Genomic DNA, 21,068 nt, shown 5'->3' with positions numbered 1-21,068 from the left:
ACTTGATGCTTTACTTGCCGTTCGTTTGCCTGGAACCAATGAAAATCTTTACCAAGAAACGCATCGTCATCGCCACCGCCCTCCTCGTCGCCGTCGCGACCGCCGCGGTGCTGCTCAAGCCCAGGGACAACGTCGTCCCGCCGTCGAAATACCGCAGCACGGCGGTCGACCGCGGCGCCATCAACCAGGTCGTGACCGCCACCGGCACCATCAATCCGGTGGCCCTGATCAACGTCGGTTCGCAGGTCTCGGGCACCGTGGCCGAGCTGCACGCCGACTTCAACGACCGCGTCAAGAAGGGCCAGGTGCTGCTCAAGCTGGAGCCGACCATCTTCAATGCCCAGGTGGGACAGGCCGAAGCCAGCATCGCCTCGGCGCGCGCCAACCTGCAGCTGGCCCGGGCCACCTACAAGCGCAACGAGCAGCTGGTGGCGCAGAACTTCGTCTCCAGCCTGGCGCTCGACCAGTCGCGGCGCGAGATGGACGTCGCCGCCGCCAACCTCAAGCTGGCCCAGGCCCAGTTCGAGCGCGCGCGGGCGGACCTGAACAACAGCGTGATCCGCTCGCCGATCGACGGCGTGGTGATCAAGCGCACCATCGACCTGGGCCAGACCGTGGCGGCCTCGTTCAACACGCCGAACCTGTTCCAGATCGCCAACGACCTGACCAAGATGCAGATCGACACCAGCGTGTCGGAAGCCGACGTCGGCCTGCTCAAGGACGGCTTGCCGGCGCGCTTCGTGGTCGACGCCTATCCCGACCGCGAATTCAACGCCACCATGCGCCAGTTCCGACTGGCGCCGAACGTGGTGCAGAACGTCGTGACCTATAACGTCGTGCTCGACGTCGACAACGCCGACGAACTGCTCAAGCCCGGCATGACGGCGCAGGTAAGGCTGGTGGTGGCGAACCGCCCGGACGTGCTGCGCATCCCGACCACGGCGCTGCGCTTCCGCCTGTCCGAAGAAGAGCAGGCGGCCGAGCGCAAAAAAGCGAAGGCAACGGACAAGGACGTGAAGCAGGTGGCCGCCAAGCCGGCGCCGGCCGCCGCCCAGGACGACGACGTCGCCTTCCGCAGCGCCAGCGAGACCGCGCGCATGTTCAAGATTTACAAGCTCGATGCGATGAACCAGCCGCAGCCGGTCGACATCCGTACCGGACTCTCCAACTTCCGCTACACCGAAGTGCTGTCGGGCGACCTGAAACCGGGCGACCGCGTGGTGACCCGTGCGCTGTCGCAGCCGGAGAACCAATGACCGGGCCACTGATCGACATCCGCGGCGTCACCAAGACTTACCTCAGCGGCAGCGTCGAGACGCCGGTGCTGCATGGCGTCGACATGACGGTCGAGCGCGGCGACTTCGTGTCCATCATGGGCGCATCGGGTTCCGGCAAGTCGACCCTGATGAACATCCTCGGCTGCCTCGACCAGGCCAGCGGCGGCACTTACCTGCTGGACGGCGTCGACACCCGCAGCCTGGGACGGCCGCAGCTGGCCGACATCCGCAACCGCACCATCGGCTTCGTGTTCCAGAGCTTCAACCTGATCAAGCGCATGTCGGTGGCGGAGAACGTTGCCCTGCCCCTGATCTACGGCGGCGTGGGACGCGGCAAGGCCCACGCGCGCGCCATGGCCGAACTCGAACGGGTGGGATTGGGCGCGCTGGGACAGCGCACGCCGAGCCAGCTCTCGGGCGGCCAGCAGCAGCGCGTGGCTATCGCGCGCGCGCTGGCCACCGATCCGCCGCTGCTGCTGGCCGACGAACCGACCGGCAACCTCGACACGCAAACCAGCGACGACATCATGCACAGCTTCCAGCAACTGAACCGCGAGCGCGGCATCACCATCGTGCTGGTGACCCACGAAGCCGACGTCGCAGCCTACAGCCGCCGCCTGGTGCGCCTGAAGGATGGCCGGGTGCTGTACGACGGGCCGGCCGCCGAAGGCCTGCGCCAGTTCGCGAGCGTGCAGATCGGAGTCACGCCATGAACCCGATCCAGGTATTGATCGAATCGTTCCGCTCGATGGCGGCCAACCGCCTGCGCACCGCGCTGACCATGCTCGGCATCGTGATCGGCATCGCCTCCGTCGTGCTGCTGCTGGCGCTCGGCGACAGCATGCAGCGCTTCATCGGCAAGCAGCTGCAGATGCTGGGCACCAATATGGTCTACATCATGCCCGGCGGCGACCGCACCGCGGCCCAGCGCGCCCGCGAAGGCAAGGTCGCGGTGCTGACCCGGGGCGATGCCGAGGCCCTGAACGCCCTGCCCAGCCTGACCGGCGCGGCGCCCGCGTTGCAGGGCAGCTTCAAGGTCAGCGCCGGCAACGAAAACCTGAGCAGCACCGTGCTCGGCGTGACGCCGGCCATGTTCACGATCCGTAACTGGAAAGTCGACCAGGGCACCTTGTTCGGCGAGGCCGACGTGCGCGCCGGCGCGCGTCTGGCGGTGATCGGCCAGAAGGTGGCCGACCAGTTCTTCTACCGCGCCGACCCGCTCGGGCGCTACCTGCGCATCGAGAACGTGTCGTTCCAGGTGATCGGCGTGCTGGCCGGCGAAGGCCGCCAGCCCGACGGCACCGACCTGTCGGAACAGATCGTGGTGCCGATCACGGCGGCCAGCGCCCACCTGGTCAAGTCGCCGTTCCCGCAGAACGTCCACTACATCAATGCCCAGGGCCGCCCGAACGTGGCGATGACCGATGCGATCGAGGACATGAAGGAAGTGCTGCGCGACCGGCACCGGATCCGGGTCGACGATCCGGACGACTTCCGCATCCAGAACCTGAGCGAGATCGCCGACACGGCCAACAAGATCAGCGCCGGCGTCGCCCTGCTGCTCGGCCTGATCGGCGCGATCTCGCTGCTGGTGGGCGGGATCGGGATCATGAACATCATGCTGGTGTCGGTGACCGAAAGGACGCGCGAGATCGGCATCCGGATGGCGATCGGGGCGCGCCCGAACGCCGTGCTGCTGCAGTTCCTGGCCGAGGCGGTGGTGATCTGCCTGGCCGGCGGATTGGTCGGGATCGCGATCGCGGCGGGCGGCGCGGCGCTGATCACGAAGTTCGCGGATTTCGAGGTCTACCTGACCTTGTCGGGCATGCTGATCGCGTGCGGGTTCGCGACGGCGGTCGGGATGTTCTTCGGGTTTTATCCGGCGCGGCGGGCGTCGAGACTGCTGCCAGTCGACTGCTTGCGTTACGAGTAGGGTGGATGGGTTTCCCATCCACCCTACCGGATGACGACTATTTCTTGACGCTGCGCTTGCGCGGTCTTGCCGGCGCTGCGTCCACCTGATCTCCCTCCCCCGCATGCGCGTGCGTATGCGTCGACATCATCGACTGCATCTGCTCCTCGTCCGCGCTCGACATCACGGTCAGCACCTCGGCCTCGTCGCAGCCTTCCGGCGTCAGGTAGGCATGTCCCATGCTCGAGTCGAAGTAGATCGACTGCCCTTCCCTGAGCACCACCGGGTCGTAGAACTCGCTGTGCAGCACCACCGCGCCCTTGAGCACGTAGGTGAACTCTTCTCCCGAGTGATGCACCAGCTGCCCGAACTCCTTGACCGACTTGGCGCGGATGCGCGCGATCACCGGGATCATGCGCTTGCGCCTTAGCTCCGCGCACAGGTAGTGGTAGTCGTAATTGGGCGTCTCGACCCGCAGCGCCGATTGCAGGTCGCCCAGGCTGCGGCGCGCCGTGACCGGCGGTTCGGCCTCGGGCTCCTCGGCGAACAGTTCCGACATGCGCATGCCGAGCTTTTGGCTCAGCTGGTACAGCTTGTCGTAGGTCAGCGTCAGCTGGCCGTGTTCCACCTTCGACAAGGTGGACACCGGGATGCCGCTTTTCACGCTCATTTCCTTCAGCGTCCAGCCCTGGCGGCTGCGCAGGCTGCGGATCAATGCGCCGAGTGTCGGGGATTCAGATGGCATAAGCGAATTTTTTATATGTTGACATAGTCTCTGATTAGGAAGATATTTCTCTAATCAGAGAAAAATAACTCGGATCAAGCTTTATTTTATAGGCTGGGCCGGTGGACCGCAATCAACCGAACGAACAGGGAAAAGGGAGACTCGATGAGATTTCTGAAGATTCTGCTGCTGGGCATGCTGTGCTGGAATGCCGGCGCGCTTGCCCAGCAGGCCACGCAAACGCCCACCTTGCCGCCGACGCCGATCTCCCCCGGCCCGGTCGCCAAGCCCCCTTCCGCTACGGCGCAGACGGCCGTCCAGTCCCCCGCCGCCGCCGGCCACACCCTCGACAAGGCCGATCTCGACACCTGGCTCGACGGCTACATGCCGTTCGCCCTCAACACCAGCGACATCCCGGGCGCGGTGGTCGTTGTCGTCAAGGATGGCCAGGTGCTGAGCGCGCGCGGCTTCGGCTATGCCGACGTCGACAAGCGCACGCCGGTCGATGGCAAACGCACGCTGTTCCGTCCCGGTTCGGTGTCGAAGCTGGTGACCTGGACCGCCGTCATGCAGATGGTCGAGCAGGGCAAGATCGACCTCGACGCCGACGTCAACACCTACCTCGATTTCAAGATCCCGCAGCGCGCCGGCAAGCCGGTGACGATGCGCGAGATCATGACCCACACCGCCGGCTTCGAAGAGTCGGTGAAGTACCTGATCGTCTATGACAAGGGCAATGCGAGGCCGCTGGGCGAACTGCTCAAGGCATGGGTTCCCGAGCGCATTTTCGACGCCGGCGCCACGCCCGCCTACTCGAACTACGCCACCTCGCTGGCCGGCTACGTGGTCGAGCGCGTGTCCGGCATGCCGTTCAACGACTACGTCGAGAAGCAGATCTTCGCGCCGCTGAACATGCGCAGCGTCACCTTCCGCCAGCCGTTGCCGGCCGCATTGGAACCACTGATGGCCAAGGGCTACAGCAAGCCGGGCCAGCCGTCGCTCGGTTTCGAGATCGTCAATTCGGCGCCGGCCGGATCGCTCTCGGCCAGTGGCCTGGACATGGCCAACTTCATGATCGCCCACCTGGCCGGCGGCGAATTCAACGGCCAGCGCATCCTGTCCGCCGCCACTGCCAAGACCATGCACGACAGCCCGCTCGACAAGATCGGCAAGTCCTCGCTGCTGCCGCCGCTCAATCGCATGGAGCTGGGCTTTTTCGAGACCAACGTCAACGGCCGCGACGTGATCGCCCACCTGGGCGACACCGAGGGCTTCCACAGCTCGCTGCACCTGTACATGGACGACGGCGTGGGCCTGTACCTGTCGGTCAACAGCGGCGGCCGCGCCGGCGCCTCCAATACGCTGCGCAGCGCCGTGTTCCAGGACTTCTCGGATCGCTACTTCCCCACCACCCTCCCGCCCGATGGCCGCGTGGCCGAGGCCGAGGCCAAGCGCCATGCCGAGATGATGACCGGTTCCTGGGAAAGCACGCGCCGCTCCGAATCGAACTTCTTCGCCCTGTTCAGCCTGCTGGGCCAGGTGAAGGTCACGCTCGACGACAAGGGGAACCTGGTGGTGCCGGCCCTGCTCGGCCCCAACGGCCGTCCGCGCGAATGGGTCGAGATCGCGCCCTTCGTGTGGCGCGACAAGAACGGCGAAGACCGCCTCGCGGCCCAGCTCGAAAACGGTCAGGTGGTGCGCTGGAGCATGGACTTCATGTCTCCCTTCATGGTGTTCGACCGCGTCCCGGCCGGCAAGGACGGCGCCTGGCTGATCCCGGCCGCCTGCGTCGCCGCCGCGGTGTTGCTGTTCGCCGTGCTGGCCATGCCGGGAGGCTGGATCGTGCGCCGCCGCTACAAGCTGCAGCACACGCTGGACAAGCCGGCGCGCCAGGCGGCGCTGGCCACGCGTCTTTCCGCGCTGGCCATCCTGGCGGTGCTGGCCGGCTGGGGCGGCGTGGTGGCGGCCTTCGAGTCGACGCTGGAAAACGCGACCTCCCCGCTCGACCCATGGCTGTGGCTCCTGCAGATCGGCGGCCTGTTCGCCTTCGCGGCGGCGCTGGTCTCCGGCGCGCGCAACCTGCAACTGGCTTTCAAGGAGACGGGCCGGCTGCGCAAGTTCTGGAGCGTGCTGTACCTCCTGTCGGCGCTGCTGCTGGCCTACGTGGCCCTGCGCGGCGGCCTGCTTTCCATGACGGTGAACTACTGATGGCCCGCCTGACGATCTCGGTCGCGACCGAAAAGCTGCGGCTCCTCAAACCCTTCCGCATCTCGGGCCATGTGTTCGAAGCTTTCGAGGTGGTGGTCGTCACCCTGGGCGACGGCCGCCACCAGGGGCGCGGCGAAGCCTGCGGCGTCTACTACCTGGGCGACAATGCGGCCCACATGCTGTCGCTGCTGGACCGCGCCAGCGGCGACATCGCCGCCGGCCCCACGCGCGACGAACTGCGCACGATTCTGCCTCCCGGCGGGGCGCGCAATGCGGTCGATTGCGCGCTGTGGGAACTCGAAGCGGCGCGCGCCGGCGTGTCGGTCTGGCAGCTGGCCGGCAAGGCGGCGCCCAGGCCGCTGCGCACCACCTTCACGCTCGGCGCCGACGCGCCGAAAGCGATGGCGACGACGGCCCTCGATTACGCCCAGGCCCACGCCATCAAGATCAAGCTGACCGGCGAACTCGATCTGGACCTGGCGCGCGTGGCCGCGGTGCGCGCCGCGCGGCCCGACGCCTGGCTCGGGGTCGATGGCAACCAGGGCTTCGTGGCCGGCCAGCTCGACGCCCTGATCGCCGGCCTGCTGGCCCAGGACGTGCGCCTGCTCGAACAGCCGCTGGCGCGCGGGCATGAGGCCGAGCTCGAGGGATTGCGCTCGCCGATCCCGCTGGCGGGCGACGAGAGCATCCTGTCCCTCGGCGACGTCGCATCAAGCGTCGGCCGCTATGACGTGGTCAACATCAAGCTCGACAAGTGCGGCGGACTGACCGAGGGCCTGCTGATGGCGCAGGAGGCGCGGCGTCTGGGCCTTGGCGTCATGGTCGGCAATATGGGCGGCTCGAGCCTGTCCATGGGTCCGAGCTTCGTGCTCGGCCAGGAATGCGACATCGTCGACCTCGACGGTCCGATCTTCCTGGCGAATGACCGCCGTCCCGGCGTCGAGTACGTCGACGGCAATGTCTGGTCGGGTCCCGAAGTCTGGGGCGGGCGCGCCACCCTGGCTGCCTTCACATCGCGATGAGCGCAAGCATGAGCACCGACGCCACCTGGTTCGGCCATCCGCGCGGGCTGACGATCCTGTTCCTGACCAATATGTGGGAACAGTTCTCGTACTACGGCATGCGCGCGCTGCTGGTCTACTTCATGACCAAGGAACTGCTGCTGGCGCAGGCCCAGGCCTCGTTCATCTACGGCGCCTATACGGCCGCCGCCTACTTCACCCCGATCCTGGGCGGGGTGCTGGCCGACCGCTGGCTCGGCAAGCGGCGCGCCATCATCATCGGCGCTTCGATCATGGCGGCCGGGCACTTCATGATGACCTTCGACGCCCTGTTCTACGTCGCGCTGGCCACCATCGCCCTCGGCAACGGCCTGTTCCTGCCGTCGCTGCCGAGCCAGGTCGGCGACCTGTACGCGCGCACCGACGCCCGGCGCGGCTGGGCTTTCAATGTGTATTACGTCGGCATCAATATCGGCGGCTTCCTGGCGCCGCTGATCTGCGGCACGGTCGGCGAGCTGTATGGCTGGCACTACGGCTTCGGCCTGGCCGGCATCGGCATGCTGCTCGGCCTCGTGATCTACGTCGCCGGACAGCGCTACCTGCCGCCCGAAACCATGCGCACGCCGGAACCCTTGCACGACGGCGCCCCGCGCGGGCTGGGTCGCGAGACGGTGCTGGTCCTGGTCGGCATCGGCCTGGCCGTCACGGTGTTCCGCGCCGCCTACGAGCAGGTCGGCAACACGGTGGCCCTGTGGGCCGACGGCGGCGTCGACCGCACCCTGGGCGACTGGACCATCCCGATGACCTGGTTCCAGTCGCTCAATCCGCTGTTCGTGATGCTGCTCACGCCGCCGCTGCTGGCGTACTGGCACCGCCGTGCGGCGGCCGGCGTCGACCAGGCGCCGCTGCGGCGCATGGCCTGCGGCGCGCTGATCGTGGCCGGCGCCTACCTGCTGCTGGCGATGGCCGGCTGGAGCGCGAACGGCGCGGAAGGTGCGGCTACAGGCTGGATCTGGCTGGTGCTGTTCTTCCTGGTGCTGACGATCGGCGAGCTGTTCATCCTGCCCACCGGCCTGGGGCTGTTTGCCCGGCTGGCGCCGCGCGACCTGGGCAGCACCACGGTCGCCGCCTGGTTCCTGGTCACCTTCGCCGGCAGCCTGTCGGCCGGCCTGGTGGGCGGGCTGTGGAGCCGCTTCGAACCCGGCGCCTTCTTCGCCCTGCTGGCGGCATTGGCCACGGTCGCCGCCGGCCTGCTGTGGCATCTCAACGGTCCGATGCAGCACGCGGACCGGCTGCATGCCGGCGGCGTCGCCGGCGCCAACGCTTGATAAACGATAACGAGAAACAGGAGAGAACCACATGGCACTTCCCACGCCAAGAACAGCAGCAGGCAGCATCGTCCTGACATCCATGGCGCTCGCGGTATCCAGTGTCTGGGCTGGCGGACAGGAGCAACAGCAAGCGCGCGACGACGTCCAGCAGGTGGTCGTGACCGCCCAGAAGCGCGCGCAAACCATGGTCGACGTGCCGCAGTCGATGTCGGTGGTCGGCGGCGACGCGCTGGAAAAACACCAGGCCACCGGCTTTGCCGACTACCTCAAGCTGGTGCCCAGCCTGCAGCTGGTGCAGAGCACCCCGGGCGAAGGCCGCCTGGTGCTGCGCGGCCTCGACACCGGCGGGGTGGCGTCCACCGTCGCCGTCTACCTGGACGAGACGCCGTTCGGCTCCAGCAGCGGCCTGGCCAACGGCGCGATCCTGGCCGGCGACTTCGACACCTTCGACCTGGCGCGGGTCGAGGTGCTGCGCGGCCCGCAGGGCGCGCTGTACGGCGCCAGCTCGCTCGGCGGCCTGGTGAAGTTCGTGACCAATGCGCCGGACTTTGACGGCTTCGCCATGCGCGCCCGCATCGGGGCGGCATCGGTCGACGGCGGCGGCGTCTCGTACCGGACCAACCTGGTGGTGAACACCCCGATCAGCGAAACGCTGGCCGCGCGCGCCTCGGTCTCGTACCAGAAGGAGCCCGGCTTCATCGATTCGATCGGCACCGCCGGCTCGGACGTGGCCAGGGACATCAACAAGGCCGAGAACTATGGCGGCCGTGCTTCGCTGCTGTACAAGCCGCACAAGGACTTCGACCTGCGCCTGACGGCGGTGGCGCAGAACATCGCCACCGACGCCCCCAGCATCGTGGAGAGCGATCCGGACTCGCTCGAGACCCTGTATGGCCGTCCGACCCAGTCGCAGTTCGTGCCGCAGATGCGCGACATCCACTACCGCGTCTTCAACGGCACCGCCAACTGGAACCTGGGCAGCGCCAGCCTGACCTCGTCGACCAGCTACAGCACCCAGAAGCAGTACGCGCGCGAGGACGTCACGTTCAATCTGAGCCAGTTCGTCGAAGACAACCTGGGCGTGCCCAACGAGCTGTACATGGGCATGGAACTGGAGGTCAAGAAGTTCACGCAAGAGCTGCGCCTGAGTTCCAACGGCGGCGGTCGGGTCGACTGGCTGGCGGGTCTCTACTACACCGACGAGGAAGGCGACCTGGCCCAGCGCTACCACGCCCTGGTGCCGGGCACGATGACACCGGCCTCCGGCCTGCCGACGCTGGCCGACGTCAAACTGGGCTCGAACTACCGCGAGGTCGCCGCCTTCGCCAACACCACCATCCACCTGAACCCGGTGTACGACCTCGACATCGGCGGCCGCTACAGCCACAACAAGCAGGACGCGCACCAGCTCGGCGATGGGGTGCTGACGACACCGGCCGACAACCGTGCGGAATCGTCGGAGGACGTGTTCACCTATGCCGTCTCGCTCAAGCGCAAGTTCAGCGAACGCACCGCCGTGTACGCGCGCGCGGCCAAGGGCTTCCGTCCCGGCGGGCCGAACGTGCTTCCCCCGGCCGCCCCGCCCGACACGCCGGCCACCTACGACTCGGACAGCGTGATGAGCTACGAGGCCGGCCTCAAGACCCAGAGCGACGATGGCCGCTGGTCGCTCGACCTGTCGGCCTTCCAGATCAAGTGGAAGGACATCCAGCTGCTGGCGAACGTGAACGGCTTCGGCATCAACGCCAATGGCGCCGGCGCGACCGCCGACGGGGTCGAGATCAGCGCCGGCTGGCGTCCGTTGCGGGGGCTGCGCCTGTCGGCCAACGGCGCCTGGAACAAGGCGCGTCTGGACGACGACACCGATGCGCTGGTGGGCGGCTTCAAGGGCGACCGCCTGCCATTCTCGCCGCGGTACAGCGCTTCGCTGCTGGCCGACTACCGCTGGACCATCGGCGACACCACGCCGGCCTTCGCCGGCGCCTCGGTGCGGCGCATGGCCGGACAACATGCCAGCTTCGATCTCGACTACCGCACGGCCAACGGCCGCCAGCGCGAAATCCCGTCCTATAACGTGGTCGACGCCTATGCCGGCCTCGAACTCGGCAACTGGACCGTCGAAGTGTTCGGCAAGAACCTGGGCAATAGCGACGGCAAGCTGTCGACGGCCGAGCTGATGCCGAACGGGATGTTCGCCTATCCGAACGGCGCGCTCGGCACCGGCGTGATCGCGCCGCGCACCGTCGGCTTCACCCTGACCCGGGAGTATTGATGGCTTCAGCACTGGACAACCGCGCCGTCGGCCGCTGCCTGCTGTTCCTCGGCGACGTCACCGAACCGGGCTTCGCCAAGACCGCCTTCGGACTGCGCGACTGGGCGCGCGAGCGCTGCGTCGGCGAGCTGCGCCTGCCGCAAGCCACCGTCTCGGCCGGCCTGCCGCACCTGAGCTGCGAGGAGGCGGCGGCGCAGGGCGCGAGCGCGCTGGTGATCGGCGTGGCGGCGCCCGGCGGCGGCATCCCCGACGCCTGGGTGCCGGCGCTGGCCGCCGCGCTGGACGCCGGCCTGGACGTCGTCTCGGGCATGCACGTGCGCCTCGACGCCCTGCCCGCCCTGCGTGAGGCCGCCGCGCGCAGCGGCCGGCGCCTGGTCGACGTGCGCACGCCGCCGGCCGGCATCCCGATCGCCACCGGCCTGCCGCGCAGCGGACGCCGCATCCTGACGGTCGGCACCGACTGCGCGCTGGGCAAGAAGTACACGGCGCTGGCGCTCAGCCGCGGCCTGGCGGCGCGCGGCGCCGACGTGAGCTTCCGCGCCACCGGACAGACCGGCATCATGATCGCCGGCGGCGGCATGCCGATCGACGCCGTGGTCTCGGACTTCGTGGCCGGCGCCGCCGAGATCCTCAGCCCCGCAGCGGCGCCCGGCCACATCGACGTGATCGAGGGCCAGGGCTCGCTGTTCCACCCGGCCTTCGCCGGCGTCTCGCTGGGACTGCTGCACGGCAGCCAGCCCGATATGTTCGTGGTGTGCCACGATCCGCGGCGCGAGCACCTGCTCGGCTATCCGTCCTCGCCGCTGCCGTCGATCGAGACCGTGATCGGGCAGACCATCGCGCTGGGCCGGGTGACCAATACCGCGATTCGCTGCGTGGGCGTGGCCCTGAACACCGGCGGCATGGATGCGCAGGCGGCCGAGGCCGAAATTGCTGCGTATGCGGCGCGCTTGCCGTATCCTGTTGCCGATCCGATGCGCGGCGGCCCCGCCTTCGAACGCCTGCTCGACGCCTGCCAGGAGACTCCATGAAATACGCTCTTTCCTTGTTGCTGGTCCTCGCCTGCGCTCCCGCGCTGGCGGCGCCCCCAGGCGGTTTCGAAACCCGCGCCGAGCTGCTGCGCCAGCGCATCGGCGTGCCGGGCATGGCGATCGCCATTGTCGAAGACGGCAAGACCACGCTGGCGCGCGGCTTCGGCGTGCGCCAGCTGGGCGCGCCGGCGGCGGTCGATGGCGACACCCTGTTCCCGACCGGCTCCACCGGCAAGGCGATCACGGTGGCGGCGCTGGCCACGCTGGTCGATGATGGAAAAATCAAGTGGGACGACAAGGTGATCGAGCACCTGCCGGGCTTTCAGATGTACGACCCGTGGGTGACGCGCGAGATCACGATCCGCGATTTGCTGACCCACCGCAGCGGCCTTGGCTACGGCGCCGGCGACCTGCTGTTCGTCCCGCGCAGCAAGCTCTCGCGCGCCGAAACCGTGCGCCGCGTGCGCTACCTGAAGCCGGCGACCAGCTTTCGCAGCACCTATGCCTATTCGAACCTGATGTACGTGGTGGCCGGCCAGCTGATCGAGCAGGTCAGCGGCAAGACCTGGGAAGAGTACACCCGCGAGCACGTGCTGCGCCCGGCCGGGATGACGGTGTCGACCACCCATAACCTCGATAACTTCGCCACTGAGAACCGCGCCTATCCCCATGCGCGGATAGGTGGGATGAAAAGCGGCGGCCTGCGCGGCGCCGGCGACCAGGTGCGGCTCGACGAGCGCGACGACCTGGGACGCAACGCGGCCCCGGCCGGCGGCGTCGCCAGCAGCGCCAACGACCTGGCGCGCTGGCTGCAGACGCTGCTCGGCGCCGGCGCGACGCCGGAGGGCAAGCGTGTGTTCAGCGCCGCGACCCACGAGCAGATGTGGACGCCATCGATGCCGATGCCCACCGGACCCATGCCGCCCGAGCTGAAGCTGCTCGAGTCGAAGCTGTCGAGCTATGGCCTGGGCTGGGACCTGATGGATTACCGGGGCGCGCGCATGATCTGGCACGGCGGCGCGGTGTTCGGCTTCGGCACCGCCGTGGTGCTGCTGCCCGAGCAGAAGGTGGGCTTCGCCATCGCCATCAACAGCGAGGATGGAGAGCTGGTGCGCGGCCTGATGTACGAACTGGCCGACCACTACCTGGGTAAACCACGGGCCGACTGGCCGGCGACCTTCCAGGCCTACAAGGCGAAGAAGGTCAAGGAAGGGCTGGAGCTCCTGAAAGCCAAGCAGGCCACGCCGGTGAAATCGACGCCGTCGCTGCCGCCGGCGGCCCTGGTGGGCGAGTATGCCGATCCCTGGTACGGCAAGCTCGCCATCACCCGGGACAAGAATGGGTTGCGGGTCGACTTCACCTCGACCCAGCGCATGGCGGGCCGCCTCGATCACTGGCAATACGACACCTGGATCACCCGCTTCGACGATCATGCGCTGGAGCCGGCCTACCTCAGCTTCGCCTTCGACCAGGACGGCAAGGTGCAGGGCATCAAGCTGGCGCCGGTGTCGCCGATCGCCGATTTCAGCTGGGATTACGCGGACCTGAACTTCACCCCTGTCAAAGCGCCTGAATGAAAACGACCACGCCTTCCTGTCTCGCCCTCCTGTTCGCGCTCGCCGGCTGCGCCGCTCCCGCCGGTGCGCCGGTGGATGACACGCACCGTCGCCTGCTCACGCTCGACGCCCACCTCGACACGCCGGTGCACTTCGGCCGCGCAGGCTGGGACTTCGGCGCGCGCCACGATCCCGCCGTCGAAGTCGCCCAGGTGGACCTGGGGCGCATGCGCGAGGGCAGCCTCGATGGCGGCTTCTTCGCCATCTTCACCGACCAGGGGCCATTGACGCCCGAGGGCTATGCGGCGGCGCGCGCCCATGCGCTGGCGCGTTCGCAACTGATCGACACGACGCTGGCGCCCCATGCCGACCGCATCGGCGTCGCCACCACGGCCGCCGAAGCGCGCCGTCTCGACGCCGCTGGCAAGCTGGTGGCGTTCAAGAGCATCGAGAACAGCTATCCGCTCGGCGACGGCGCCGCGGCGATGACGGCGCTGGCCCAGTTCCAGCGCCAGGGCGTGCGCCTGGTCGGCATCGTCCATGGCAAGAACAACCAGTTCGCCGATTCGTCGACCGACAAGCCGACGTGGAACGGCCTGTCGCCGCTCGGGCGCGACTGGGTGCGCGAGATGAACCGGCTGGGCATGGTGATCGACGCCAGCCACGCGTCGGATGCGACGGTCGACCAGCTGCTGGCATTGTCCGCCACCCCGCTGCTGCTGTCGCACTCGAACTCGCGCACCAGCTACGACCACCCGCGCAATATCGACGACGCCCGCATCCGCAAGATCGCGGCCGGCGGCGGCGCGATCTGCGCCTCCACCATCTACCTGAGCGAACTGAGGATGGGGCCGCAACGCGCGGCGCTGTTCGACCGGCTCGAACACATCGGCGCCCTGGCGCCGCCCGAGCAAGCCGCGCTGGGCAAGGAGTGGCTGGCGCTCGATGCGGTCGAACCGTTGTGGCAGACCAGCTTCGAACAGTACATCGCCTCGCTCAAGCACCTGATCGCGGTGGCCGGCATCGATCACGTGTGCATGGGCGCCGATTTCGATGGCGGCGGCGGCCTTGCGGGACTGGACAACGTGGCGCACCTGCCGCGCATCACCCAGCGCCTGAAGGCGAACGGCATGTCGGACGCCGACCTGCAAAAGCTCTGGAGCGGCAACCTGCTGCGCGTGCTGGAGGCGGCGGAAAAACACGCGCCTTTGTAAGCGATTGTCGAAGATTTGTTAAAAATGGGTCCTTACCATATATATGATGGCGCTATAAATCACCACCCAAATTATATTGATTACTAGATAACTCTAGTATGTAAGTGTTATGGGCCCGTAACATCCATACATTATTTCGTTTCCCGTTCGCAACATCGGAGGCAAAAAGCACACTTTTGGGTTTCCCAGGGCCACCTACAACGTGTACTTTTGACCGGACTCAGCGATGTTGCTCTAACGCCACATGCCTGGATTTAACAAGTCACAAGCCGGCCTTTTGTTCTCGGAACTGGAAACCATGAAAATCAAAGATCTCAACATCGGCGTTCGCCTCGGCGCCGCCTTTGCCGTCATCCTCGCCATGATGGTCATCATGCTGGGCACCGCGCTCTGGCAGCTGAAACATATCACCGACGCCAAGGAAGAGATGGCGGCGGCCACCGAGAAAGCCAAGCTGGCCCAGGAAATGCGCGCCGGCATCATCACCAACGCCGTCAGCACGGTGGCGAAGATCCGGGCCATCGACCCGGCCGACGAGCAGTCCTACGAAGAGGGCATGAAGGCGATCAGCAAGCGCGCCGGCGAGCTGCAAAAAATCTTCGAACAAGTGATCGTCGCCCCCGGCGGCAAGGTGCTGCTGACGGCGCTGATCGAACAGCGCGCCAAGTACAGCGCGGCGCGCAACCAGGCCTACAAGATGAAGACCGAACTCGGGGCCGGCAATCCGGAACTGCTGGCCTTCCTCGACACCAAGGTCATGCCCGAGATGCGCGCCTATACCGAGGCCGCCGGCAAGCTGGCCGACTTCCAGGAAAAGATGGCCGCCAATGCCAATGCCAGCATCGACGCCATCAGCGCTTCGGTGCGGCGCACCTTGATCCTGATCGGCGTCGCCGCGGTCGCCATTGGCGCCGTGTTCGGCTGGCTGCTCACCCGCAGCATCACCCACCCGCTGGCGCGCGCCGTCGGCCTGGCCCAGCAAGTGGCGTCGGGCGACCTGACCGCCGACATCCACGTCGATTCGCGCGACGAACTCGGCGCCCTGACGGGGGCGCTCAAGACCATGAACGAAAGCCTGCTCAAGACCGTCACCGCAGTGCGCGCCGGCACCGAGACCATCGTCACCGCATCGCAGGAAATCGCCTCGGGCAACCTCGACCTGTCGTCGCGCACCGAGCAGCAAGCCAGCTCGCTGGAAGAAACCGCCTCGTCGATGGAAGAGCTGACCGGCACCGTGCGCCAGAACGCCGACAACGCGCGCCAGGCCAACGTCCTGGCCAAGAACGCGTCCCAGATCGCCTCGCACGGCGGCGAAGTGGTGTCGCAGGTGGTGGCGACCATGGCGTCGATCAATGAGTCGTCGAAGAAGATCGGCGACATCATCGCCGTCATCGACGGCATTGCCTTCCAGACCAACATCCTGGCGCTCAACGCCGCGGTGGAAGCTGCGCGCGCCGGCGAACAGGGCCGCGGCTTCGCGGTGGTGGCCAGCGAAGTGCGCAACCTGGCGCAGCGCTCGGCCGGCGCGGCCAAGGAAATCCGCGGCCTGATCACCGACTCGGTGGCCAAGGTCGACGCCGGCGGGCGCCTGGTCGACGAAGCCGGTACGACCATGCAGGAGATCGTGGAGGGCATCACGCGCGTGACCGACATCATGTCCGAGATCGCCTCGGCCAGCGCCGAGCAGACCATGGGCATCGAGCAGGTCAACGAAGCCATCACCCAGATGGACAGCGTGACCCAGCAGAATGCCGCGCTGGTCGAGGAAGCCGCCGCCGCGGCCGGCTCGCTGCAGGAACAGGCAAGCGCACTGGCGCAGATCGTGAGCGTGTTCAAGGTCGGCGACGAGAACGCCGTCCGCAGCGTCCATCGGGCACAGAGCGGCCGGGCGCTGGTCGTGCGCAGCAAGCCGGCCCCAGGCCGTGTCGAGCGCAGCCTGCAGGCGGAAGTGGAAGAAGACGCGATCGCCTGATCCGCCCGGTCGCGGCGACCTGCCGTGGTCGCCGCGACCACAAACGATATCAATCACTCACCGCTTCATATCGTTCCGCTACTTTTCTGTTCCCTGTCAGCAACAAGCGTGGAGATTTACGGACTTCCGGTAGTCCGCCTTCCCCGATCCACGCTTATCCTTGATGTAGAGCAATAAATCTCACGCAATGTCACACCTGTGCCCTTGCGTGCGATGAAGGCCACCTCGTCATTCGCACAGGAGACACCAATGAAAATCAGCGATCTCAAGATTGGAATCCGTCTCGGCGGCGCATTCGCCGCCGTCCTCGCCCTCGTGGCCGTCATGCTCGTCAGCGCGCTGTGGCAACTCAGCCGCATCGCCGAAGCCAAGACCGTGATGGCGGACGCTGCGCTCAGCGTCAACCTTGCCCAGCAGTGGCTGCGCGGCATCGAAGGCAATGCGGTGCGCACCCGCGCCAAGGCCGCCAGCGCCGATCCGGCCGAGGACGCGCACTACGATGCCGAGATGAAGAAGACCAGCGCCGGCGTGAGCGTCACGCAGAAGCGGCTCGAGGCCATGGTGGACACCGGCCAGGGCAAGGCGCTGATGGACGCCGTCGCCAGCCAGCGCAGCCGCTACACGGGGCTGCGCGACGAGGGCTTCAAGCGGAAGGCGGCGCTGGGCGCCGGGCATCCCGAGGTCCAGGCCTTCTTTCGCGACAAGGTGATGCCCGAGGTCGACAAATACGTCGCGGCGGTGCAGGCGGTCGTCGCCTTTGAGGAGTCGCTGTCGGCCGAGGCGCAGGCCAATATCGACGCACTCAATGCCTCGGCCAGGCAGGTGCTGACGGCGCTCGGCGTGGGCGCGCTCGCGATCGGCGCCGTGTTCGGCTGGTTGCTCACCCGCAGCATCACGGTGCCGCTGGGCCATGCAGTGGGACTGGCCCGGCAAGTCGCCGCGGGCGACCTGACCGCCCGCATCGACGTGGCTTCGCGCGATGAAGTCGGCCAGCTCCTCGCCGCCCTCAAGACCATGAACGCCAGCCTGCTCGAGACCGTCAGCGCGGTGCGCGCCGGCACCGAGACCATCGTCACGGCCTCGCAGCAGATCGCCACCGGCAACCTGGACCTGTCATCGCGCACCGAGGAGCAAGCCAGTTCGCTGGAAGAAACGGCGTCCTCGATGGAAGAGCTGACCGGCACCGTGCGCCAGAACGCCGACAACGCGCGCCAGGCCAACGTCCTGGCCAGGAACGCTTCCCGGATCGCCGCGCACGGCGGCGACGTGGTGTCGCAGGTGGTCGCCACCATGGCCTCGATCAACGCGTCGTCGAAGAAGATCGGCGACATCATCGCCGTCATCGACGGCATCGCCTTCCAGACCAATATCCTGGCGCTCAACGCGGCCGTGGAAGCTGCGCGCGCCGGCGAACAGGGCCGCGGCTTCGCGGTGGTGGCCAGCGAAGTACGCAACCTGGCGCAGCGCTCGGCCGGCGCGGCCAAGGAAATCCGCGGCCTGATCACCGACTCGGTGGCCAAGGTCGACGCCGGCGGGCGCCTGGTCGACGAAGCCGGTACGACCATGCAGGAGATCGTGGAGGGCATCACGCGCGTGACCGACATCATGTCCGAGATCGCCTCGGCCAGCGCCGAGCAGACCGTCGGCATCGAGCAGGTCAACGAAGCCATCACCCAGATGGACGGCGTGACCCAGCAGAATGCGGCGCTGGTGGAAGAAGCGGCGGCCGCCGCCGCCTCGCTCGAGGATCAGGCGGCCACGCTGGCGCGCTTGGTCAGCGTGTTCAAGATCGGCGACGACGAGCGGCATGCCGTCTCCAGCCTGCGCGCGCCGGCTGCCGGCCACGGATTCGTGGCAGGTCCGAAAGCCCGCCGCAGCGCGGCAGCGGCGATGGAAGACGAGGTACCCGCAGGCTGAAACGACCATCAATTCGAAAGATATCGAAAATATCGAAATATTTCATATCAGCTTTCGAAAACTAATTTTAAATGACGAAATATGTTGATTTCACCAACGGCGACGCTTAGTATTTACACTCCACTGACTATTTGGAGAGACCGTTGAACTATCTCGAAGCCTTCATGAAGTCGACCGCGTCGACCGGCGCCGCCGCTTGCCTGCTGCTGGCCGCACAGTTGGGTACCGCGCACGCGGCCACCATCACGGTGAGTCCCGGCCAATCGATCCAGACAGCGGTCAATGGCGCCGTCGCCGGCGACACCGTCCGCGTTCTTGCCGGCACCTATACGCAGAAGGTGCTGGTGGCGAACAAATCCGGCACCGCCAGCGCGCCCATCACGATCAAGGCCGATCCCGGCGTGGTACTGAAAGGCGGCAGCGGCGTGACGCCTTCAGGCCGCCAGGGCCTGATCACCATCAGGAATGCGAACCATGTCCGGGTAGAAGGCTTCGAGGTGACCGGCTTTACTTCCGGCAGCAGCAGCGCCACGCCGGTCGGCATCCTCATCGAAGGGAGCGGCGCCGGCCTGCAGATCGTCGACAACAAGATCCACGGCATCAAGCACACGAGCACCTGCAGGGACCCGTGCGCGGTGGGCGCCCACGGTCTCGCGGTATTCGGGACGACCAGCGCCGGCATCACCGACCTGCTGGTGCAGGGCAACGAGGTCTACCAGAACGTGCTGCAGGCCAGCGAAGCGCTGGTCATCAACGGCAACGTGGACCGCTTCGAAGTCCTGAACAACCACGTCCACGACAACAACAATATCGGCTTCGACTTCATCGGTTTCGAAGGCGAGTGCTCGGGCTGCGGCGACAAGGACCGGGCGCGCAACGGCATCGTCAGGAACAATCGCGCGGTGAACAATTCCAGTTCGACGAATCCGTGGTACGGCGGCGAAGGCTCGGCTGCCGGCTTCTATGTCGATGGCGGCCGCTACATCGTCTTCGACGGTAACACGTCGACCGGCAACGATCTCGGTTTCGAGTTCGCCAGCGAACACGCCGGCAAGGCGACCGAGGATATCGTGATGTCGAACAACGTCGTCTACAAGAACCGCGAAGTGGGACTGACGGTCGGCGGCTACGATGCTGGCCTCGGCGCGGCGCGCCGCATCCATGTGCACAACAACTCGTTCTACAAGAACCAGGGCTGGGGCACCGAGATCGTGTTCCAGCACAAGGTCATCGACTCGCGCTTTTCCAACAACATCTTCTTCGGCACGGGTCCCGCAGCCGACAATTATCTGAACGAAGGCAGCGGCCACAGCGGCAATGTGTGGGGCACCAACCTGTGGTGGGGCACGAACGCCAGCGGCGGCAGCCTGCCCGGCGTGCGCGTGCTTGCCGATCCGCGCTTCATCGCGCCCGAGAGCGGCAACCTGAACCTGCAGGCGACCTCGCCCGCCATCGGCGTCGGCGCGACGGGCGCCGCATTGACCACCTGGACCTCGCCGCTGTGGAGCCGCTACTTTGCCGGCGGCGCCATTCCCGTCAACGGCGTCACCGACATCAACGGCCAGGCCCGCATCGAAGGCACGATCGACCTCGGCGCCGACGAATACGGCTCCGCGCCGGCGGCGAACAAGTAGGCCGTGCCCACGGACGGTCGACCTCACGCCGCGCCGGTGAACGACTAGACGTCCACCGGCGTGGCCACGCGTTGCCGGCCGTGCGTGGAAAGCCGTGCCTCGATCAGTTCGAGCATCCCCTGGGCGGCGCTCGACAAGGCCCGGTCCTTGCGCTGCACGATCAGGATCGGCCGCACCACGGCGGCCGTTTCGAGCGGAATGGCGACCAGGTCCAGGCTGCGGAACTGGAACAGCGTCAGCTCGGGCACCAGGCTGACGCCCAGGCCGTGGCCGATCAGGCCGGCCACGGTGGCCAGGTGCTCGACCTCGAGCCCGGAATGGCGCACCGCCAGCCCTCGCGTGAGCTGGTCGACGTGCTGGCGCACGCTGGTCGACGGCGCCAGGTGGATCAGTTCGCAGCCCGCCAGGTCGGCCACCCTGATCTTGCGCTTGCGCGCCAGCCGATGGTCGCGCCGGCACACGAAGAAGAACGGATCGCTGCACAAGGTCCGGGTATCGAATTCCGACAGGTTGGCTCCCGGGGCGGTGAGCGCCAGATCGACCTTCCCCTGCCGCAGCAGGTGCAGGCACTGGTCCGACAGCGCGTCGAACAGCTGCACCGTGATGCCCGGATAGCGCGCCTTGTATTGCGCGATCACCTCCGGCAGGCCGTTCGCCGCCAGTGAAGGCAGGACGGCCAGCGCCACCCTGCCCTTGCGCCGGGCGATGAAATCGCTCATGTCGGTGAAGGCGGCGTCCAGGTCGGACAGCAGCGTGCGCGCCACTTCCACGAACAGTTCGCCTTCGGTGGTCAGCGTGACGTTGCGCGTGTCGCGCTGGACCAGCCTGGCGCCGACGGTCGCTTCCAGCTTCTGGATCACGGCGCTGAAGGCCGATTGCGACAGGTGGCAGCGTTCGGCCGCCTGCGTGAAATGACGGTGCTGGTCCAGCGCGAGAAAAGCCTGCAGCTGTTTGGTGGAGATATTCGGAAGCATCGTCCCGGCCACTTATCGAAAAAACCGCATAATCAATCGGAAAAA

General features: G+C 67.0%; 15 protein-coding genes. 13 read left to right on the top strand and 2 right to left on the bottom strand.

Annotation, left to right across the window (positions count from 1 at the left end; all coding sequences use genetic code 11):
- Window positions 1-38 precede the first annotated feature (38 nt).
- Genes LO55_RS12760 through LO55_RS12750 form a run of 3 tightly spaced genes read left to right on the top strand, consistent with a single transcriptional unit; the run spans window position 39 to window position 3,210 of the window.
- Entirely contained in the window at window positions 39-1,256 is a 1,218-nt protein-coding gene (locus LO55_RS12760; protein ID WP_071361728.1) for an efflux RND transporter periplasmic adaptor subunit, read from the top strand.
- On the top strand, window positions 1,253-1,990 hold the full coding sequence (locus LO55_RS12755) for an ABC transporter ATP-binding protein (protein WP_071361727.1): 738 nt from the start codon (window positions 1,253-1,255) through the stop codon (window positions 1,988-1,990). Before LO55_RS12760 ends, LO55_RS12755 begins: the two co-directional genes overlap by 4 nt.
- A complete protein-coding gene (locus tag LO55_RS12750) occupies window positions 1,987-3,210 on the top strand; it encodes an ABC transporter permease (protein WP_071361726.1) in 1,224 nt (407 codons plus the stop codon). Before LO55_RS12755 ends, LO55_RS12750 begins: the two co-directional genes overlap by 4 nt.
- Window positions 3,211-3,247: 37 nt before the next feature.
- On the opposite strand, the gene LO55_RS12745 is transcribed toward LO55_RS12750, so the two are convergent.
- Window positions 3,248-3,934 carry a helix-turn-helix domain-containing protein gene (locus LO55_RS12745; RefSeq protein WP_071361725.1) on the bottom strand — a complete coding sequence of 229 codons (687 nt, stop codon included), beginning with the start codon at window positions 3,932-3,934 and terminating at the stop codon, window positions 3,248-3,250.
- A 144-nt stretch (window positions 3,935-4,078) separates the two neighbouring features.
- Here LO55_RS12745 and LO55_RS12740 point away from each other — a divergent pair, with 144 nt between their 5' ends.
- The 10 genes from LO55_RS12740 (at window position 4,079) to LO55_RS12695 (ending at window position 20,049) form a co-directional block, all read left to right on the top strand.
- Window positions 4,079-6,121: a serine hydrolase domain-containing protein gene (locus LO55_RS12740; RefSeq protein WP_071361724.1), complete on the top strand. Its 2,043-nt coding sequence runs from the start codon at window positions 4,079-4,081 to the stop codon at window positions 6,119-6,121.
- Window positions 6,121-7,143 (top strand): dipeptide epimerase, encoded by a 1,023-nt coding sequence (locus LO55_RS12735; protein ID WP_071361723.1) that lies wholly within the window; start codon window positions 6,121-6,123, stop codon window positions 7,141-7,143. The genes LO55_RS12740 and LO55_RS12735 overlap by 1 nt, the downstream gene beginning before the upstream one ends.
- Window positions 7,144-7,151: 8 nt before the next feature.
- The gene (locus LO55_RS12730; protein ID WP_071361722.1) at window positions 7,152-8,450 is read left to right on the top strand and encodes a peptide MFS transporter; all 1,299 of its coding nucleotides are present in this window, start codon (window positions 7,152-7,154) and stop codon (window positions 8,448-8,450) included.
- A gap of 31 nt (window positions 8,451-8,481) precedes the next feature.
- Complete coding sequence (locus tag LO55_RS12725; RefSeq protein WP_071361721.1) at window positions 8,482-10,725, top strand: TonB-dependent receptor; 2,244 nt, start codon at window positions 8,482-8,484, stop codon at window positions 10,723-10,725.
- Window positions 10,725-11,756, top strand: coding sequence for an N-acetyltransferase DgcN family protein (locus LO55_RS12720; RefSeq protein WP_071361720.1), 1,032 nt, complete (start codon window positions 10,725-10,727; stop codon window positions 11,754-11,756). The genes LO55_RS12725 and LO55_RS12720 overlap by 1 nt, the downstream gene beginning before the upstream one ends.
- Complete coding sequence (locus LO55_RS12715; protein WP_071361719.1) at window positions 11,753-13,333, top strand: serine hydrolase; 1,581 nt, start codon at window positions 11,753-11,755, stop codon at window positions 13,331-13,333. Before LO55_RS12720 ends, LO55_RS12715 begins: the two co-directional genes overlap by 4 nt.
- Entirely contained in the window at window positions 13,330-14,526 is a 1,197-nt protein-coding gene (locus tag LO55_RS12710; protein ID WP_071361718.1) for a dipeptidase, read from the top strand. Before LO55_RS12715 ends, LO55_RS12710 begins: the two co-directional genes overlap by 4 nt.
- A 298-nt stretch (window positions 14,527-14,824) precedes the next feature.
- Window positions 14,825-16,498 carry a methyl-accepting chemotaxis protein gene (locus LO55_RS12705; protein WP_218145978.1) on the top strand — a complete coding sequence of 558 codons (1,674 nt, stop codon included), beginning with the start codon at window positions 14,825-14,827 and terminating at the stop codon, window positions 16,496-16,498.
- A gap of 249 nt (window positions 16,499-16,747) precedes the next feature.
- Window positions 16,748-18,415: a methyl-accepting chemotaxis protein gene (locus LO55_RS12700; RefSeq protein ID WP_071361716.1), complete on the top strand. Its 1,668-nt coding sequence runs from the start codon at window positions 16,748-16,750 to the stop codon at window positions 18,413-18,415.
- A gap of 143 nt (window positions 18,416-18,558) precedes the next feature.
- The gene (locus LO55_RS12695; RefSeq protein WP_071361715.1) at window positions 18,559-20,049 is read left to right on the top strand and encodes a right-handed parallel beta-helix repeat-containing protein; all 1,491 of its coding nucleotides are present in this window, start codon (window positions 18,559-18,561) and stop codon (window positions 20,047-20,049) included.
- A gap of 44 nt (window positions 20,050-20,093) precedes the next feature.
- Here LO55_RS12695 and LO55_RS12690 read toward each other — a convergent pair whose 3' ends face one another.
- Window positions 20,094-21,023, bottom strand: coding sequence for a LysR family transcriptional regulator (locus LO55_RS12690; RefSeq protein WP_071361714.1), 930 nt, complete (start codon window positions 21,021-21,023; stop codon window positions 20,094-20,096).
- Between the last annotated feature and the right edge of the window lie 45 nt (window positions 21,024-21,068).

Source organism: Massilia timonae, from assembly GCF_001866515.1.
GTDB lineage: Bacteria > Pseudomonadota > Gammaproteobacteria > Burkholderiales > Burkholderiaceae_D > Telluria > Telluria timonae.
This window is presented reverse-complemented; position numbering and strand designations above follow the sequence as displayed.

Coding starts and splice junctions, on each gene's coding strand:
- LO55_RS12760 (WP_071361728.1), top strand. CDS start 39: ATGAAAATCTTTACCAAGAAACGCATCGTCATCGCCACCGCCCTCCTC.
- LO55_RS12705 (WP_218145978.1), top strand. CDS start 14,825: ATGAAAATCAAAGATCTCAACATCGGCGTTCGCCTCGGCGCCGCCTTT.
- LO55_RS12700 (WP_071361716.1), top strand. CDS start 16,748: ATGAAAATCAGCGATCTCAAGATTGGAATCCGTCTCGGCGGCGCATTC.
- LO55_RS12715 (WP_071361719.1), top strand. CDS start 11,753: ATGAAATACGCTCTTTCCTTGTTGCTGGTCCTCGCCTGCGCTCCCGCG.
- LO55_RS12735 (WP_071361723.1), top strand. CDS start 6,121: ATGGCCCGCCTGACGATCTCGGTCGCGACCGAAAAGCTGCGGCTCCTC.
- LO55_RS12710 (WP_071361718.1), top strand. CDS start 13,330: ATGAAAACGACCACGCCTTCCTGTCTCGCCCTCCTGTTCGCGCTCGCC.
- LO55_RS12755 (WP_071361727.1), top strand. CDS start 1,253: ATGACCGGGCCACTGATCGACATCCGCGGCGTCACCAAGACTTACCTC.
- LO55_RS12750 (WP_071361726.1), top strand. CDS start 1,987: ATGAACCCGATCCAGGTATTGATCGAATCGTTCCGCTCGATGGCGGCC.
- LO55_RS12730 (WP_071361722.1), top strand. CDS start 7,152: ATGAGCACCGACGCCACCTGGTTCGGCCATCCGCGCGGGCTGACGATC.
- LO55_RS12720 (WP_071361720.1), top strand. CDS start 10,725: ATGGCTTCAGCACTGGACAACCGCGCCGTCGGCCGCTGCCTGCTGTTC.
- LO55_RS12725 (WP_071361721.1), top strand. CDS start 8,482: ATGGCACTTCCCACGCCAAGAACAGCAGCAGGCAGCATCGTCCTGACA.
- LO55_RS12740 (WP_071361724.1), top strand. CDS start 4,079: ATGAGATTTCTGAAGATTCTGCTGCTGGGCATGCTGTGCTGGAATGCC.
- LO55_RS12745 (WP_071361725.1), bottom strand. CDS start 3,934: ATGCCATCTGAATCCCCGACACTCGGCGCATTGATCCGCAGCCTGCGC.
- LO55_RS12690 (WP_071361714.1), bottom strand. CDS start 21,023: ATGCTTCCGAATATCTCCACCAAACAGCTGCAGGCTTTTCTCGCGCTG.